The organism is Halomonas sp. BC04 (genome assembly GCF_000568385.1).
In genome coordinates, this window is record NZ_AZQX01000323.1 from 15,954 (window position 1) to 29,100 (window position 13,147).

Below are 13,147 nucleotides of genomic sequence, written 5' to 3' on the forward strand. Positions count from 1 at the left end.
TGTCACGCGTTCCACAGCCATATGACCGGTACGGCCGCCAGCGCCATGGCGGCCAGCAGAAGCCACCTGTTGGGGCGCCCACGCCCTGCCGTTCCCACAGACGCATCCTCCGGCTCCTTCGGCAGTCGCTTCCGCCCGGTGAACATGGCCACCACCAGGCTTTCACCTTTCAATCGATGGACGATCAGGGCGAGCAGGTGCACGGCGATAAGCACCATCAGCAGGTCAGCGTTGAGATGGTGCAGCGTCTGCAGTTCGCGACTGACATCGCGGCCAAACAGGCCGTACAGCGGCGCACGAAAGAAGATGTCATCGGTCAGGAAGAGGCCGCTTGTGGCCTGAAAGGTCAACGACACCAGCATGATGAGCACCATTGCCCCCCCCATCGGGTTGTGCCCGGCGTAGACGGGGGGCGGGCCCTTGAGCAGGTGACGAGCATAGGCGAGCATCGTCGCCGGGCCATGGAGAAAGTTCCGGAATCGAGCGTGGGGGCTGCCGACCAGCCCCCAGAGCCAGCGGAACAGAAGCAGCCCCAGCACGACATAGCCCGCCTTGGCATGGACCTGGACGGGAAACAGGAAAGGAGCACCACCCAGCTTCATGGTGTAGAACGCCAGCCCCACGCCACCCACCAAGCCCCAGTGGAACAGCCTGATCGGAAGATCCCATACCGAATAGTGCATATCGACTCCCTGCCGCTCTGCGGTTGACTCGCCTGATGGATATCCCTGTCGCCGCAGGAATTCACCTAGAATAGAATCATAGCGAAACGATAACACCGCACGATGCATCGTCACCCCGGAATGGAGTACGCTCTCGCAGGTCTCCCTTTCCCTATCCGATTCGTCCGCCACCGGTCGAACAATGACTTCTGTTCGTCATCCTGACCAGCGGAACAGCACCACTGGGGGAGTCGCTTTGCCGGGTACCGATGGGGGTTGCGAATCGAGTGTTGTGCTTCGGCCGTGCAGAAGCGACCATGTACAAAATTTTCTAGGAGAACGCCATGACACGAAAAATCGCCGACATACGGCGCGACTATGAGGGCGGCCAGCTGGAAGAGAACAAGGTGCCCGCTGACCCCATGGTGCTTCTGGACGAGTGGATCACCCTGGCACTGGACGCCGAAGGCGACGATGGCAATGCCATGACGCTGGCCACCGCTGACAGCCAGGGCCTGCCCCATGCTCGGATCGTTCTGCTCAAGGGGTATGACGAAAGAGGTTTGGTCTTCTACTCCAACTATCACAGCCACAAGGGCAGCGAGCTGGCCAACGTGCCCTATGCAGCGCTGACCTTCTGGTGGCCGTCACTGGGTCGCCAGCTTCGCGTCGAGGGGCGCGTCGAACTGGTTGGCGACGACGAATCGGACGCCTATTTCAACAGCCGCCCGCGTGCCAGCCAGCTCGGTGCCTGGATCGCCACCCAGAGCGTAGTCATCCCCGGCCGAACGTGGATAGAGGAGCGACAGCACCGCTTCGAGCAAGCCTATGAAGCCAGGAGATCCCACGGCCCGTCCATTGGGGAGGCTACCGGGTCATACCGGAGATGATCGAATTCTGGCAGGGCCAGCCCAGCCGGCTGCATGATCGTATCCGCTACGAATTGCGCGACGGTAGCTGGCACTTCTTCCGCATGGCGCCCTGAGCGCTTCGGTGAGGGGGGCCGGGAGAGCAGCGAGACACACCAGGCCTCTTCCCCCCTCGCCAACCAGGAAACCGGCGCCTTCAGTCCGGCAAGCTCTCCAGGCGGTGGCGCTGCCATTCGTTCTCGGGCTCGTTGAGACGCAGCACCGCGTCCACCACCTGTTCCTCCATGTTATAGCGGCAACGAAAGCCCAGGTGCTTCATCAGCGCCCGCATGGGGTGGTTGTCGACCATGATCTTGCCAATCATCTCCAGGGTGCCCACGCTCTTGCAATAAGCAATCATTTTCTTCATCAGCAAGCTTCCCAGCCCCTGCCCGGCCATGTCGTCACGGACGATCACCGAGAATTCGGTCCGGATATTGTCCGGATCGTTCCACACCCTCACAACGCCCAGCATCTCCTTGCTGCCATCCTCTCGTCGATGTTCGGCGATGAAGGCCATCTGCCGGTCGTAGTTGATATGCGACAGAATCGAGAGATCACGCTGGCTGAGGTCGGACTTGTTGTGAAAGTAACGAAAACGGATGCTCTCTTCGGAGAGCTGGCCGTGGAAATTGGTGATCAGCGGTGCGTCCTCTGCACGTATGGGGCGCACCTCCACCGTCATGCCATTCTTGAGCGTCGTCCACTCACGCAGCTCTTCAGGATAGGGCATGATCGCGAAACGGGCCGGAGCCCCCAGGTCCATGGCGAAGTCCACTGCCAGTATGCCGTCACGATTCAACAGCAGCGGGTTGAGCTCCAGGCCGCGCAGCTCGAGCAGATCGGAAGCCATCTGCGACAGCTGGACCAGCAACTGGCAAAGGCGCTTCAGGTCCCGCTCCGGGTCGCTGGAGTGCTCACGAATCAGTCGGGCGGCGTGGGTGCGGCCCACCACATCGGCCGCCAGGGTCATGTTCAGTGGCGGTAGCGCCACCTGGCGATCGGCCATCACGTTGACCTTGTAGCCTCCGATACCGAACACGATGAGTGGACCGAATATCGGGTCCCGGGTGATCCCGGCGCATATCTGCATCGAGTGCTTGCCCCGCTGCATGGGCTGAAGGCAGTACTCGCGAATCCTCACCGGTGGGAACCGCTCCCGTAGCTTGTCCCCCAGGCGTGTGACACCGTCGGCCGCCTGCTGGGGCGAGTGAAGGTCCTGCAGCAGGCCCGCCGAGAGCCGTTGCGGTTGCCGGCGGTAGCGAAATGGCCGGCAGTTGCCCTCATGCACCACCTTGAGGGCCATGGGACCGTCAATGTTGTCGGCCGCGCCGAAGGCCTCTTCCGGTGTCTGTACATAGTGACTCGGGGCAACGGAAATGCCGTAGGCCTCGAGCACCTGGGCGGTCTCGGAGTGTGACAGGGTCTCGCGCCCCTCGGCCTTGGCTTCCTCGATGAGTGTGCGGCAACGGGCGCGGATGTCAGGCGTCGTGGCGAAGGGAAGCGTCGGCGGGGTCTCCTGCAGCAGCGCCTGGACACGCTGATAATCGACCATATGCATGAAGGCCTTCACCGCCTTCTCCGGCGAAACGTAGGTTGGTATGCCCGCAGTGCTGCACTCATTCCGGGCGTCGAGTGCGGCCTCGAGCCCCATCCAGCTGGTCAGCAGGTTGCGGCGAAACCGCTTGCGATTGGCGATGACGGCCTGTGCCGTGACCTTTGAGGGCGCCAGGCGAGTCGGCGCATGCACCACCAGAACGGCGTCCACGCCGGCGTCGGCGGCAACGACCTCCAGTACCTCGACCAGCTTTTCCGGCGTGGCGTTGCCGCCGAGATCCACCGGGTTTTCCCCGGGTCTGCTCATGTCAAAGTCGCCTTTCTTCAGCGCTGTTCGCGTCTCATCGGAAAAATTCGCCAGCTTGCCCCCGGCGCTGATCAGCTTGTCGATGGCGAGCAATGCCGGCCCCAGGCCGTTGGAGACGATGGCCAGCCGATCGCCCTTGAGCGGTTTCATCTGGGACAGGGTCATCAAGGCATCGAACAACTCATCGGAATCGTTGACCCGCACCACGCCGGCACGGGCAAACGCCGCGTCAAAGACAACGTCACGGTTGGCAATACCCGGTGTCGGCGGCATGTTGGAGAGGTCGGACTCCGGGGTCCGTCCGCTCTTGATGGCGAGGACCAGCCGGTTACGCGAGGCATCGCGCAGCGCTGTCATGAAGTGCAGGGAGTCCTGGATGCGCTCCAGGTGCAGCAGGATCGCCTGGGTGGGGGAGTATTGGTTGATGTAGTCGAGCAGGTCGGGAAGCATCACATCGACACTGTCGCCTACGGTAATGAGGTGCGAGAAACCGATGCCACGACCCGCGGCCCAATCGATCATGGCGTTGCCGAGCATGCCCGACTGCCCCAGGTAGGCCACCCGGCCCGCCTTGACCGGCTGACTGGCGTAGGAGGCGTTGAGCTTGCGTCCCGGCACGATCAGTCCCATGCATTCCGGGCCCAGCACCCTGATCCCCGACTCTCGTGCCGCCGCCAGCATTCGTTCGCGGATGGACGCCTTGCCCTCACCGGCCTCGTCGAGGTGAGAACCCCCGGACAGGACCAGGGTCGCCTTGACGCCGAGCCGTCCCAGCCGGGTAATCACCTTGGGCAGGCTGTTTGCCGGCGTACAGATGACGGCCAGGTCGGGTGTTTCGGGCAGGTCACGGATGCGGGACACGCAGGGCTGGCCGAAGACCGACGCGTAGCCCTTGAGGTTGACCGCCAGATGGAGCCCGTAAAGCCGGCCTCCTGCAGGTTGCGTATGACCAACCCGCCTATGGATTGAGGCTTTTCCGATGCCCCGATTACTGCAATGGTTCGCGGCTCGAAGAAGTGCCGCAGGAATCGGGTGCCCAAATCGCTTTCTCCGCCAAGTTAGTTCCTGCCATCCTGTGTACGACTTATTGACACTGTTGTGCAAGGGGTTACTGGCATTATGGTGACCCTTGTCATTGTGGAGCGCCCATATGATCACGGCTTACATTACCCACCCGGACTGCCACCTTCACCATATGGGCCCGGAACATCCGGAAAGCCCTCTGCGGCTCGAGGCCATCCAGGCTCGTCTCTCCCTCTCGGGACTGCTTCAGCAGACCATGCAGTCGGATGCCCGTGAAGCCACCGAGGATGAACTGGCTCGGGTTCACCCGATACGTCATCTCAGGGCACTGGACAAGTGCGTGCCCGAAACCGGCATCGTCACGCTGGATAGTGACACCATGATGAACCCCGACAGCCTGCAGGCCGCACGCATGGCTGCCGGCGCGGTGATACGCGGGGTTGAGCAGGTCTATCGCGGCCAGGCCGACAATGTCTTCTGCGCCGTGCGACCACCGGGACATCACGCGGAAGCCACCGATGCCATGGGCTTCTGCTTCTACAACAATGTCGCCGTCGGTGCCGCCCACGCCCGGGCCAAGTACGGTGCCCGGCGTATCGCCATCCTCGACTTCGACGTTCATCAGTGCAATGGCACCATCGATATCTTCAAGGACGATCCTGACATCCTGGTCTGCACCAGCTTCCAGTACCCCTTCTACCCCTGGCGCTACCTGCGCAGCGAATGGCAGAACGTGGTCAACACTCCGCTGGATGCCGGTACCGACAGTGCTGCCTTCCGCCGTGAGATCGAGAACGACTGGTTGCCGGCCCTGCACGCCTTCAAACCGGAGCTGGTGCTGGTGTCGGCAGGCTTCGATGCCCACCGCGAGGATCCCATGGCGGAGCTCTGCCTGGAGGACGAGGATTTTTACTGGGTGACCCATATGGCCATGGAGATCGCCGCCCTTTATGCCGACAATCGTCTGGTTTCCGTCCTGGAGGGAGGCTACGACCTCGCTTCGCTCGGTCGCGGTGCCGAGGCACACGTGCGTGCACTGCTGGGCCTGCCCTTCGACGGTTGAGGCGCATTACTCCGAGCCAGGAAACACCCCGTCGCGATCCGGTGCGTAAATGTCGCTATGGCAATGCGTTTCGCGCCAATTATGGTACGCTTTGGAGAAACTTGTTTCCTATAGTGAACCTGCCCATGCCAGCCACCACCGATCAGCAGGCCGCGCTGCGTATTGCATCCGGTCGCAAGCCCTTCGTGGAACCACTACGTCTCGGCGAACGCCTCAAGGAGCTTCGCCTGGCCAACCAGTGGACGCTGGAGGATGTCAGCCAGCGCACCGGCCTGGCCCGCTCGACCCTGTCCAAGATCGAGAACAATCAGATATCACCCACCTTTACCGCCGTACAGAAGCTGATCAACGGTCTGGACATCGACCTGCCACAGCTGCTCACACCGCCTCGCGCCCAGCCTCGCACCATGGGACGCCGCGACCTGACCCGGCAGGGCAAGGGCGAGCACCATCCCACACCCACCTACGAGCATGAGCTGCTCAGCTGTGAACTGGCTCAGAAGCGCATGATACCCTTCAAGACCATCGTGCGGGCACGCAGCTTCGACGAGTTCAGCGAATGGGTGCGTCATGACGGCGAAGAGTTCCTGATGGTCCTGGAAGGAGGGATCTGCCTCTACACCGAGTTCTACGAGCCGTTGCAGCTCGCCCACGGGGACAGCATCTACTTCGACAGTGACATGGGCCACGCGCTGGTCTCGACCAGCGCGGAGGATGCCGTGGTGCTTTCGGTCTGTACCCATGGGGACACCACCTGAGTGCAGCGCTACCGGCGGTCGCCCGGGCGCCGTACCGGAATGTCATCCAGTTCCAACCTCGCCTCGGCATTGATCGCCTGGAAGTGACGCCCCTTGGCGCGGGCGATCAACAGCACGCCGAAGCGCTCGGACAGCTCCACGCCCTTCTGGGTGACGCCGGAACGTGACACCAGGACGCTGATACCCATTTGGGCGACCTTGAGCACCATCTCGGAGGTCAGTCTTCCGGTGGTATAGAAGATGTCGCTGCCCCGGGTCTCGCTGGTTTCCAGCCACTGGCGCCCGGCCAGCGTGTCCACCGCGTTATGCCGCCCCACGTCTTCGACGAAGTCCAGAACCTCCGCCTGGCGGCAAAGCGCGCAGCCATGGACCGCTCCGGCGCTGCGATAGGTCTCGTTGTAGTCACCCAGTCGCTCGAGGAGTGCATAGAGCACCGACTGCGAAAGTCGCGTCTCGGGCAAGCGTGTCAGCGAAGTCGAATCCAGGAGTCGCCCGAAGACCGTGCCCTGCCCGCAGCCAGTGGTCACGGTGCGCTGCCCCAACCTGGTCTCCATGTCGTCCGGCAGCCGCCGGGTCACGACGGCGGCCGCCTCCACGTCCCAGTCGACCTGGACCGCCTGGAGATCCTCTGCGCTCTGGAGTAGCCCCTGGTTACGCAGATACCCCACCACCAGCGCCTCCGGGTCGGCACCCAGGGTCATCAGGGTGACGATTTCACGCTTGTTGAGATACAGCGTCAGGGCACGCTCGGCCGCAATGGCCTGGCGACGTGACTGGCCAAATTCATCGACCACGTCGACTTCCAGTGTGGTGGGCAGGCGAGCATGACTGAAGCTGGTGAAGGACATCTCGTTTACCCCTGTTCCACGTGTCTGTTCTGTATGCGGGAGGTGGCATGATCGCATCCCTGGCGAGGGCTGTCTGTAGCCAGTGAAATACATCCGCGAGGCCATGACAGCGGCCACCAACGCCGCTCACTTTTGTTATCCTGTGACGAACCTGACAAGGAGCGCCTACATGCAGAATCTCGACGAGACTACCCGTACCGAGCTCGAAGCCGCGGCATTTCGCCGCTTGCTCCAGCACCTCGACGAGCACAAGGAGGTGCAGAACATCGACCTCATGATTCTGGCCGACTTCTGCCGCAACTGCCTCTCCAAATGGCTGGTATCGGCGGCCGAGGCGCGTGGCGCCGGCCTGGATTACGAATCAGCCCGGGAATATGTCTACGGGATGCCCTACGAGGAGTGGAAAGCCCACTATCAGCAGAAGGCCACGCCGGAACAGCTGGCCGCCTTCGAGGCCCTCCAGGCCCGCAAGCGGGAGCAACAGGAGTCATGAGCGAACCGATGATACCTCTGACCATAGCGGTGCTGACCATTTCCGATACCCGGGACCTGAACACTGATCGCAGCGGTGCCCTGCTGGCCGAGCGCCTGGAGCTGGCGGGCCATCGGCTTGCCGAGCGCCGGATCGTGATCGATGACATCTACCGTATTCGCGCGGTTGTCTCCGAGTGGATTGCCGACCCGGACATTCAGGTCATCCTGACCACCGGCGGCACGGGATTCACCGGTCGCGATTCGACGCCTGAAGCCGTGTCGGTGCTGCTGGACAAGCGCATCGAAGGATTCGGCGAACAGTTCCGCCAGCTCTCATTCCTGGACGTGGGCAGCTCGACGATCCAGAGCCGCTGCCTGGGCGGCCTGGCCAATGCCACGGTGATCTTCTGCCTGCCAGGCTCCAGCGGTGCCTGTCGTACCGCCTGGGATGGTCTGCTGGCAGAGCAGCTCGACAGCCGTCACAAGCCCTGCAACTTCGCCAACCTGGTCATACCCGAGCGAGGCCAGCATGTTTGAGACCACCGACAGCCGTCACAAGCCCTGCAACTCTCTACACGTTCAGGCCAACCTGGTCATACCCGGCCGGGGTCAACATGGCTGAGCTGCAACCGATAGAGGCCGCACTCACCACGCTGCTCGAGGATGTCGCCCCACTACCGACGGAGCTGGTGAGCTGCAGCCATGCCGCGGGGCGGGTGCTATCCGATGCGGTGCCGGCCCGACTCGACGTGCCGCCCTTCGACAGCAGCGCCATGGACGGCTATGCCCTGCATCATGACGATGCGGGGCGGTCACTGCCGATCACGCAGCGCATCACCGCGGGGACTATCGTCCAGCCGCTATCGCCGAAAAGCTGCGCACGGATCTTCACAGGCGGTGAGCTGCCGCCAGGGGCCGACTGCGTGGTAATGCAGGAGCGCGTCGAGGAAAAGGACAACCTGGCGGCTATCCCCGCGGATATTCCAGCCGGTGACAACGTACGCCGCCGGGGCCGCGACGTTCGGGCGGGCGCGCCGCTTCTCGATGCTGGGGTACGCCTCGATGCTGCCGCACTGGGTCATCTTGCCGGACAGGGCATCACCGAGGTGGTGGTGCGCCGTCGCCCCCGTATTGCCCTGCTCTCCACCGGTGACGAGATCGTCGAACCGGGGCAGCCCCTGGCCCCGGGGCAGATCTACAACTCCAATCGCCCCATGCTCAGGCAACTGATGGAACGCTTTGGTGCCGAGGTGGTTCTCGTGGCCTCCATACCCGACGACCCGGAAGCACTCGTGCCACCCTGAGCCGGGCCGCCCGGGAGGCGGATGTGGTGATCTCCACCGGTGGCGTCAGCGTGGGGGATGAGGATCATGTCCGGGCTGCGCTGGCATCCATCGGGCGGCTCGACCTCTGGCGGCTGGCCATACGGCCCGGCAAGCCACTCGCCCTCGGTCGGTTGCCCGGGGAAGGTGGCCGGCCGGCGCGCTTCGTCGGCTTGCCGGGCAACCCCGTGTCGTGCTTCGTCGGTGCCTGGTTGTTCCTGCGCCCCTGATGGGTGCCCTGCTCGACTGCCCTGCCCTTGCCGAACTGCCGACACTTTCGGCCCGGGCCGATTTCGCGACCAGCACCGGCCCTCGTCGCCACTATATGCGCGTGGCACTCGAGTTCGGTGAGCAAGGGATCGTGGCGAGGGCGTTTCGCGACCAGAACTCCGGTGTCCTCTCTTCCTGCGTCGGCGCCGATGCGCTGGCCGTGATCCCCGAGCATTCAAGCATCGCACCCGGTGACACCGTTGATTGCCTGTGGCTCAGGGTCGATTGAATGACGGCCCAATACCGGTCTCAGGCACCTCGAGCTCTTCGTTCACGGCGGGCCAGAGGCGCTGGAAGTCCCTCTCCAAGGCAACATAATCCGCCTGGAGCCAGGGCACCAGTTCGGCTAGGCGGTTGGGACCCGATAGTCGCTGGCCGATACCACGCACCGCGCGACAGGTGAAATCGAAGTCGGCGTAGCGATGCAGCCAGTCCTGCTCCACCAGCACTGGCATCATCAGTGCCAGGCGGGCAGGAGCGGGACGACGCTGTTCCAGCAGGCGGTAGCAGCGCAATACTAGCCGAGAATCGACGACATCGAGTTCCAGCTGACGCGCCACGAAGTGATCCCACATCAAGTCGAGGGCGATACCGGTATAACGCCGAAGCGTCTGCGGTGCCCTGCTCCGTGCCGAATGAATCACCGTATGCCCATCGACGAAGGCATCTACCCGACGATGGTGCCGGATGCCGCTGGCTACCTCGTCGGGCCAGGCCGAGAGGTCGCTGCCCTTGACGCCGTCGGCGACAAGATTGCCGTAGAGAAATCCGTCACTACCGCCACGGGCGAGCCAGGCGTGGGCAAGAAAATTCACGTGGCCCCCTTACATCCAGAGTGATCTTTCATCAGAGACAGTTTGTCGGCTTAGGCAGCCCTGCCAGCCGCGCCGCCACCTTGGCAGGGCTTTCCGGGAAGAGCCGCATGAGGTGCAGCGACCGCCCCTTCTCACTTCCCAGCGACTGCCCCACGGCCTTGACCAGGGGACGCATGGCCGGAGATGCCTCGTAGCGGGCATAGAAGTCGCGCAGCACAGTGATGACCTCCCAGTGCTCGTCGGTCAGCTCAAGCCCCTCCTCTGCTGCCATGGCCCTGGCCACGGCCGGCGTCCAGTCATCCAGATCGACCAGGTAGCCCTCGGGATCGAGGGCTACCCGATGCGTCTCGACCCACAGGAAGCGATCGATTTCCGTAGAGGCCATCAGAACCAGCTCACTGTCTTGTCGGCTTCTTCGGTTAGTGCCACGAAGCCGTCGACGTCCACCACCTGGACGCTGGCATCGCAGTGGCCCTCCAGTCCGTGGGCCACCAGGTCCTCACGCAGGGCAAACAGCCGGCCACCGATCACCTCGAAATGGCGTACCTGAGACGGCAGTGCGCCCTGCACGCCATCCTCGACCAGCAGCAAGCGATCTTCCGGCCCCATGCCGGCAAGGGCATCCCGGTAGACCAGGCTCGAGCTGGGGGAGCGATTGAGAATATGCAGGATCATGTTCGACCTCGCGGATATCGTCGTGTCACCGATGGCGTCAGAATGTCAGTACCAACCGGTGCCCGCCAATCAGCGCCGCTATCGATGGCGGCTCGAGGGGGCTCGCCGGCAGTTGCAGCGAATCGATGGAGATACCCAGACGGGTGAGTGACGCCGCGTCCAGGAACAGCGACTCGATATCGTACATCGCCAGCATATCCAGTGTGGCCGAGGTGCCCTTCTGTCCCAGGGGGCCTGGCCCCTGGCCCTGGAGCAGACCTAGAACCCCATCGCCCTGGAACAGCAGGCTCACGGCCTGGCCGAAGGCCGCCGCCACCAGTGCGGCATCGAGGCCTTCACGCAGCCAGCTGCTGCCGTGGGGTGGGTGGCGCAGTATGACAAGCACGTCTCCGGCCGGAACGGTCGCTGTTTGCATCGAGTCCTCCTCAGGGCGCAAAGGTCACCAGGCGGTCGACGTTCAGGCCCAGGTCGATAAGCTGACCCAGCCCCGTCAGCTCGAATGGCGGCTCGACGCTATGTCCCGACTTGCCGTGGCGGGAGGCTTCGCGCTCATCCAGCAATCCCCGGCGCAGGGCAGCGGCGATGCAGACCTGAAGCTGGGTGCCATGCTCCTCGTTCAGCCTCAGCCAGGCATCCACCAGGTGCGGTTCATCCTGGGGCGGCGCCGCCAGTCGTGCAGCGTTATAGACACCATCATGATAGAAGAAGACGCACTCCAGGCAGTGCCCACGAACCAGCAGGGCCGCGGCAAAGCGCAGTGCGGAATGGGAGGCCTGGCTGCTGTAGGGTGCGCCCTGAACGAGCAATGCGTAGCGCATGAAGGTTCCTGTCCAATCAAACGAGCAGGCCCCGCCTGAGCGGGGCCTGCGGATTACTCTGTCGAACCTGAGGTCAGTCGTTGCTCATGATACCGAGCAGCATGAGCAGGCTGACGAAGAGATTGTAGATCGAGACATAGAGCGTGATGGTGGCAAGGATATAGTTGGTTTCCCCGGCACGATGCACGATCTCGCTGGTCTGGTAGAGGATTGCCGCAGAGGCGAACAGCACGAAACCGGCCGACACCATCAGCATCAGGGTCGGGATCTGGAAGATCAAGCCCGCCACCATGGCCAGGATCAGCACGATCGCACCGGCCATCAGGAAATTGCCGAGGAAGCTGAAGTCTTTCTTGGTGATCAGCGCCACGGCCGAGAGGCCGATGAAGGTCAGGCCGGTCATGGCCAGTGCATTCATGATCAGCGCCGCGCCATTGGGCAGTGCCAGGTAGGCGCTGAGGATCGGGCCTAGCGTGAAGCCCATGAAGCCCGTGAAGGCGAAGGTGGCCAACAGGCCGGCAGCGGAATTCGCCGTCTTGTGCACCAGGAACATCAGGCCGTAGGCGCCCAGGAAGAATATCAGAATGTTCATCCGCTCGACGCCCATGGTCATGGCAGCGCCAGCAGTCACAGCGGAGAACAGCAGGGTCATGGCCAGCAGGCCGTAGGTATTGCGTAGCACCTTGTTGGTGCTGACTACCTGTGACGTATGCTGAGCCACATGTGTTTCGTTATAGGCCATTGATCCAGAGCTCCCTGTAGTTGATCTGAGTGATCTCGGCAGTGGACAAAGAATGCCGCCGGTTGGTTCCCAACGCAACCCCTTAGTTCTGAAAGACTCAACGTACCATCATCGCAGGATTCTCGGCGATCAGCAGCTGATTCGCAATATGGCGGGCGCTGCTGCAGATCGTTGCGTCGTCGTTGACCGCAGATTCATCCAGCCAGTGGATTTCACTGGCATCGTCACCGGCCACTGCTGCGCCGGCAAGCCAGCGGCATCGCACCACCACGATAACGTAATGGCTTAACAGCCTGCCGTCATTGTCGTACTGCCTGTCCTCAACGGCGGTCATGACATGGAGCGGCTCGGCCTCGGTGGCCGTCTCCTCCTGCAACTCACGCACCGCTGCGGCAAGGAGTGGCTCGCCGGGTTCGACCCGCCCTCCGGGCAGGGCCAGCATGCCGGCGTTGGGTGGACGCCTGCGCCGGATCATCAATACACGGCCCTCGTGCAGCAACGCTGCGGATACTGCCACGACGGGCAGGATGACGGAGCTTTTCCGCGGCATCGCCATGACTGTCTCCTGGTGCCGATCCGATGGAACCCCTTGACCTCATGAGGATAGCTGGTAATATTCGCCCCCGTGAGCCGGAGGGATGGCAGAGCGGTTGAATGCACCGGTCTTGAAAACCGGCGTAGGGTCAAACCTACCCAGGGTTCGAATCCCTGTCCCTCCGCCACCCAGCTCCCAGAATACCCGCCCTTGTGGCGGGTTTTTCCGTTCCAGACCGGCCCTTTTGTTGGGAAAGCGGGCCCTTGCCAACGCCAATCCGCAATGACTTATACATCGTATCCACGAGACTTCGGCAGGATGGCCTTGCTCGTTCTGTATGAATCGTCCTATGCGAAACCATGGGCAAGAG

General features: G+C 62.8%; 13 protein-coding genes, 1 tRNA gene and 3 pseudogenes. 7 read left to right on the plus strand and 10 right to left on the minus strand.

Going from position 1 to position 13,147, the window contains the following annotated elements:
• Positions 1-2: 2 nt before the first annotated feature.
• Complete coding sequence (locus Q427_RS21725) at positions 3-683, minus strand: cytochrome b/b6 domain-containing protein (protein ID WP_043517228.1); 681 nt, start codon at positions 681-683, stop codon at positions 3-5.
• A 323-nt stretch (positions 684-1,006) separates the two neighbouring features.
• On the opposite strand from Q427_RS21725, the pseudogene pdxH reads away from it, so the two are divergent.
• Positions 1,007-1,647, plus strand: a pseudogene (pdxH, locus tag Q427_RS21730) (pyridoxamine 5'-phosphate oxidase).
• A gap of 80 nt (positions 1,648-1,727) precedes the next feature.
• On the opposite strand, the pseudogene Q427_RS21735 reads toward pdxH, so the two are convergent.
• Positions 1,728-4,474 (minus strand): annotated as a pseudogene (locus Q427_RS21735) (bifunctional acetate--CoA ligase family protein/GNAT family N-acetyltransferase).
• Positions 4,475-4,584: 110 nt separating this feature from the next.
• Here Q427_RS21735 and Q427_RS21740 point away from each other — a divergent pair.
• Positions 4,585-5,520: a histone deacetylase family protein gene (locus tag Q427_RS21740; RefSeq protein ID WP_043517230.1), complete on the plus strand. Its 936-nt coding sequence runs from the start codon at positions 4,585-4,587 to the stop codon at positions 5,518-5,520.
• 125 nt (positions 5,521-5,645) lie between these two features.
• Entirely contained in the window at positions 5,646-6,278 is a 633-nt protein-coding gene (locus tag Q427_RS21745; RefSeq protein ID WP_043517233.1) for a helix-turn-helix domain-containing protein, read from the plus strand.
• 8 nt (positions 6,279-6,286) lie between these two features.
• On the opposite strand, the gene Q427_RS21750 is transcribed toward Q427_RS21745, so the two are convergent.
• Positions 6,287-7,126 (minus strand): formate dehydrogenase accessory sulfurtransferase FdhD, encoded by an 840-nt coding sequence (locus Q427_RS21750; RefSeq protein WP_043517236.1) that lies wholly within the window; start codon positions 7,124-7,126, stop codon positions 6,287-6,289.
• A 169-nt stretch (positions 7,127-7,295) separates the two neighbouring features.
• Here Q427_RS21750 and Q427_RS21755 point away from each other — a divergent pair, with 169 nt between their 5' ends.
• The 3 genes and pseudogenes from Q427_RS21755 (at position 7,296) to Q427_RS21765 (ending at position 9,421) form a co-directional block, all read left to right on the plus strand.
• On the plus strand, positions 7,296-7,619 hold the full coding sequence (locus tag Q427_RS21755; RefSeq protein WP_043517238.1) for a DUF1244 domain-containing protein: 324 nt from the start codon (positions 7,296-7,298) through the stop codon (positions 7,617-7,619).
• The gene (moaB, locus tag Q427_RS21760) at positions 7,616-8,137 is read left to right on the plus strand and encodes a molybdenum cofactor biosynthesis protein B (RefSeq protein ID WP_043517239.1); all 522 of its coding nucleotides are present in this window, start codon (positions 7,616-7,618) and stop codon (positions 8,135-8,137) included. Before Q427_RS21755 ends, moaB begins: the two co-directional genes overlap by 4 nt.
• A 77-nt stretch (positions 8,138-8,214) precedes the next feature.
• Positions 8,215-9,421 (plus strand): annotated as a pseudogene (locus Q427_RS21765) (molybdopterin molybdotransferase MoeA).
• Here Q427_RS21765 and Q427_RS21770 read toward each other — a convergent pair.
• The 7 genes from Q427_RS21770 to Q427_RS21800 form a co-directional block, all read right to left on the minus strand.
• Positions 9,408-10,007 (minus strand): acyl carrier protein phosphodiesterase, encoded by a 600-nt coding sequence (locus Q427_RS21770; protein WP_043517242.1) that lies wholly within the window; start codon positions 10,005-10,007, stop codon positions 9,408-9,410. The pseudogene Q427_RS21765 and the gene Q427_RS21770 overlap by 14 nt on opposite strands.
• A gap of 31 nt (positions 10,008-10,038) precedes the next feature.
• A complete protein-coding gene (locus Q427_RS21775; protein WP_043517244.1) occupies positions 10,039-10,392 on the minus strand; it encodes a TusE/DsrC/DsvC family sulfur relay protein in 354 nt (117 codons plus the stop codon).
• The gene (gene tusB / locus Q427_RS21780) at positions 10,392-10,682 is read right to left on the minus strand and encodes a sulfurtransferase complex subunit TusB (protein ID WP_043517246.1); all 291 of its coding nucleotides are present in this window, start codon (positions 10,680-10,682) and stop codon (positions 10,392-10,394) included. Before tusB ends, Q427_RS21775 begins: the two co-directional genes overlap by 1 nt.
• Before the next feature lie 37 nt (positions 10,683-10,719).
• Entirely contained in the window at positions 10,720-11,097 is a 378-nt protein-coding gene (tusC, locus tag Q427_RS21785; RefSeq protein WP_043517249.1) for a sulfurtransferase complex subunit TusC, read from the minus strand.
• 10 nt (positions 11,098-11,107) lie between these two features.
• Positions 11,108-11,500: a sulfurtransferase complex subunit TusD gene (gene tusD, locus Q427_RS21790; RefSeq protein ID WP_043517251.1), complete on the minus strand. Its 393-nt coding sequence runs from the start codon at positions 11,498-11,500 to the stop codon at positions 11,108-11,110.
• 73 nt (positions 11,501-11,573) lie between these two features.
• Positions 11,574-12,242, minus strand: a complete 669-nt coding sequence (locus Q427_RS21795) for a Bax inhibitor-1/YccA family protein (RefSeq protein WP_043517253.1) — start codon at positions 12,240-12,242, stop codon at positions 11,574-11,576.
• A 97-nt stretch (positions 12,243-12,339) separates the two neighbouring features.
• On the minus strand, positions 12,340-12,798 hold the full coding sequence (locus Q427_RS21800) for an NUDIX hydrolase (RefSeq protein ID WP_051496591.1): 459 nt from the start codon (positions 12,796-12,798) through the stop codon (positions 12,340-12,342).
• Positions 12,799-12,874: 76 nt separating this feature from the next.
• Here Q427_RS21800 and Q427_RS21805 point away from each other — a divergent pair.
• Positions 12,875-12,964 (plus strand) — tRNA-Ser (locus Q427_RS21805).
• Positions 12,965-13,147: the final 183 nt, after the last annotated feature.

What these genes read in the sequence shown, in the direction of transcription:
- Q427_RS21725 (WP_043517228.1), bottom strand. Translation starts at nt 683, where the DNA reads ATGCACTATTCGGTATGGGATCTTCCGATCAGGCTGTTCCACTGGGGC.
- Q427_RS21740 (WP_043517230.1), top strand. Translation starts at nt 4,585, where the DNA reads ATGATCACGGCTTACATTACCCACCCGGACTGCCACCTTCACCATATG.
- Q427_RS21745 (WP_043517233.1), top strand. Translation starts at nt 5,646, where the DNA reads ATGCCAGCCACCACCGATCAGCAGGCCGCGCTGCGTATTGCATCCGGT.
- Q427_RS21750 (WP_043517236.1), bottom strand. Translation starts at nt 7,126, where the DNA reads ATGTCCTTCACCAGCTTCAGTCATGCTCGCCTGCCCACCACACTGGAA.
- Q427_RS21755 (WP_043517238.1), top strand. Translation starts at nt 7,296, where the DNA reads ATGCAGAATCTCGACGAGACTACCCGTACCGAGCTCGAAGCCGCGGCA.
- moaB (WP_043517239.1), top strand. Translation starts at nt 7,616, where the DNA reads ATGAGCGAACCGATGATACCTCTGACCATAGCGGTGCTGACCATTTCC.
- Q427_RS21775 (WP_043517244.1), bottom strand. Translation starts at nt 10,392, where the DNA reads ATGGCCTCTACGGAAATCGATCGCTTCCTGTGGGTCGAGACGCATCGG.
- tusB (WP_043517246.1), bottom strand. Translation starts at nt 10,682, where the DNA reads ATGATCCTGCATATTCTCAATCGCTCCCCCAGCTCGAGCCTGGTCTAC.
- tusC (WP_043517249.1), bottom strand. Translation starts at nt 11,097, where the DNA reads ATGCAAACAGCGACCGTTCCGGCCGGAGACGTGCTTGTCATACTGCGC.
- tusD (WP_043517251.1), bottom strand. Translation starts at nt 11,500, where the DNA reads ATGCGCTACGCATTGCTCGTTCAGGGCGCACCCTACAGCAGCCAGGCC.
- Q427_RS21795 (WP_043517253.1), bottom strand. Translation starts at nt 12,242, where the DNA reads ATGGCCTATAACGAAACACATGTGGCTCAGCATACGTCACAGGTAGTC.
- Q427_RS21800 (WP_051496591.1), bottom strand. Translation starts at nt 12,798, where the DNA reads ATGGCGATGCCGCGGAAAAGCTCCGTCATCCTGCCCGTCGTGGCAGTA.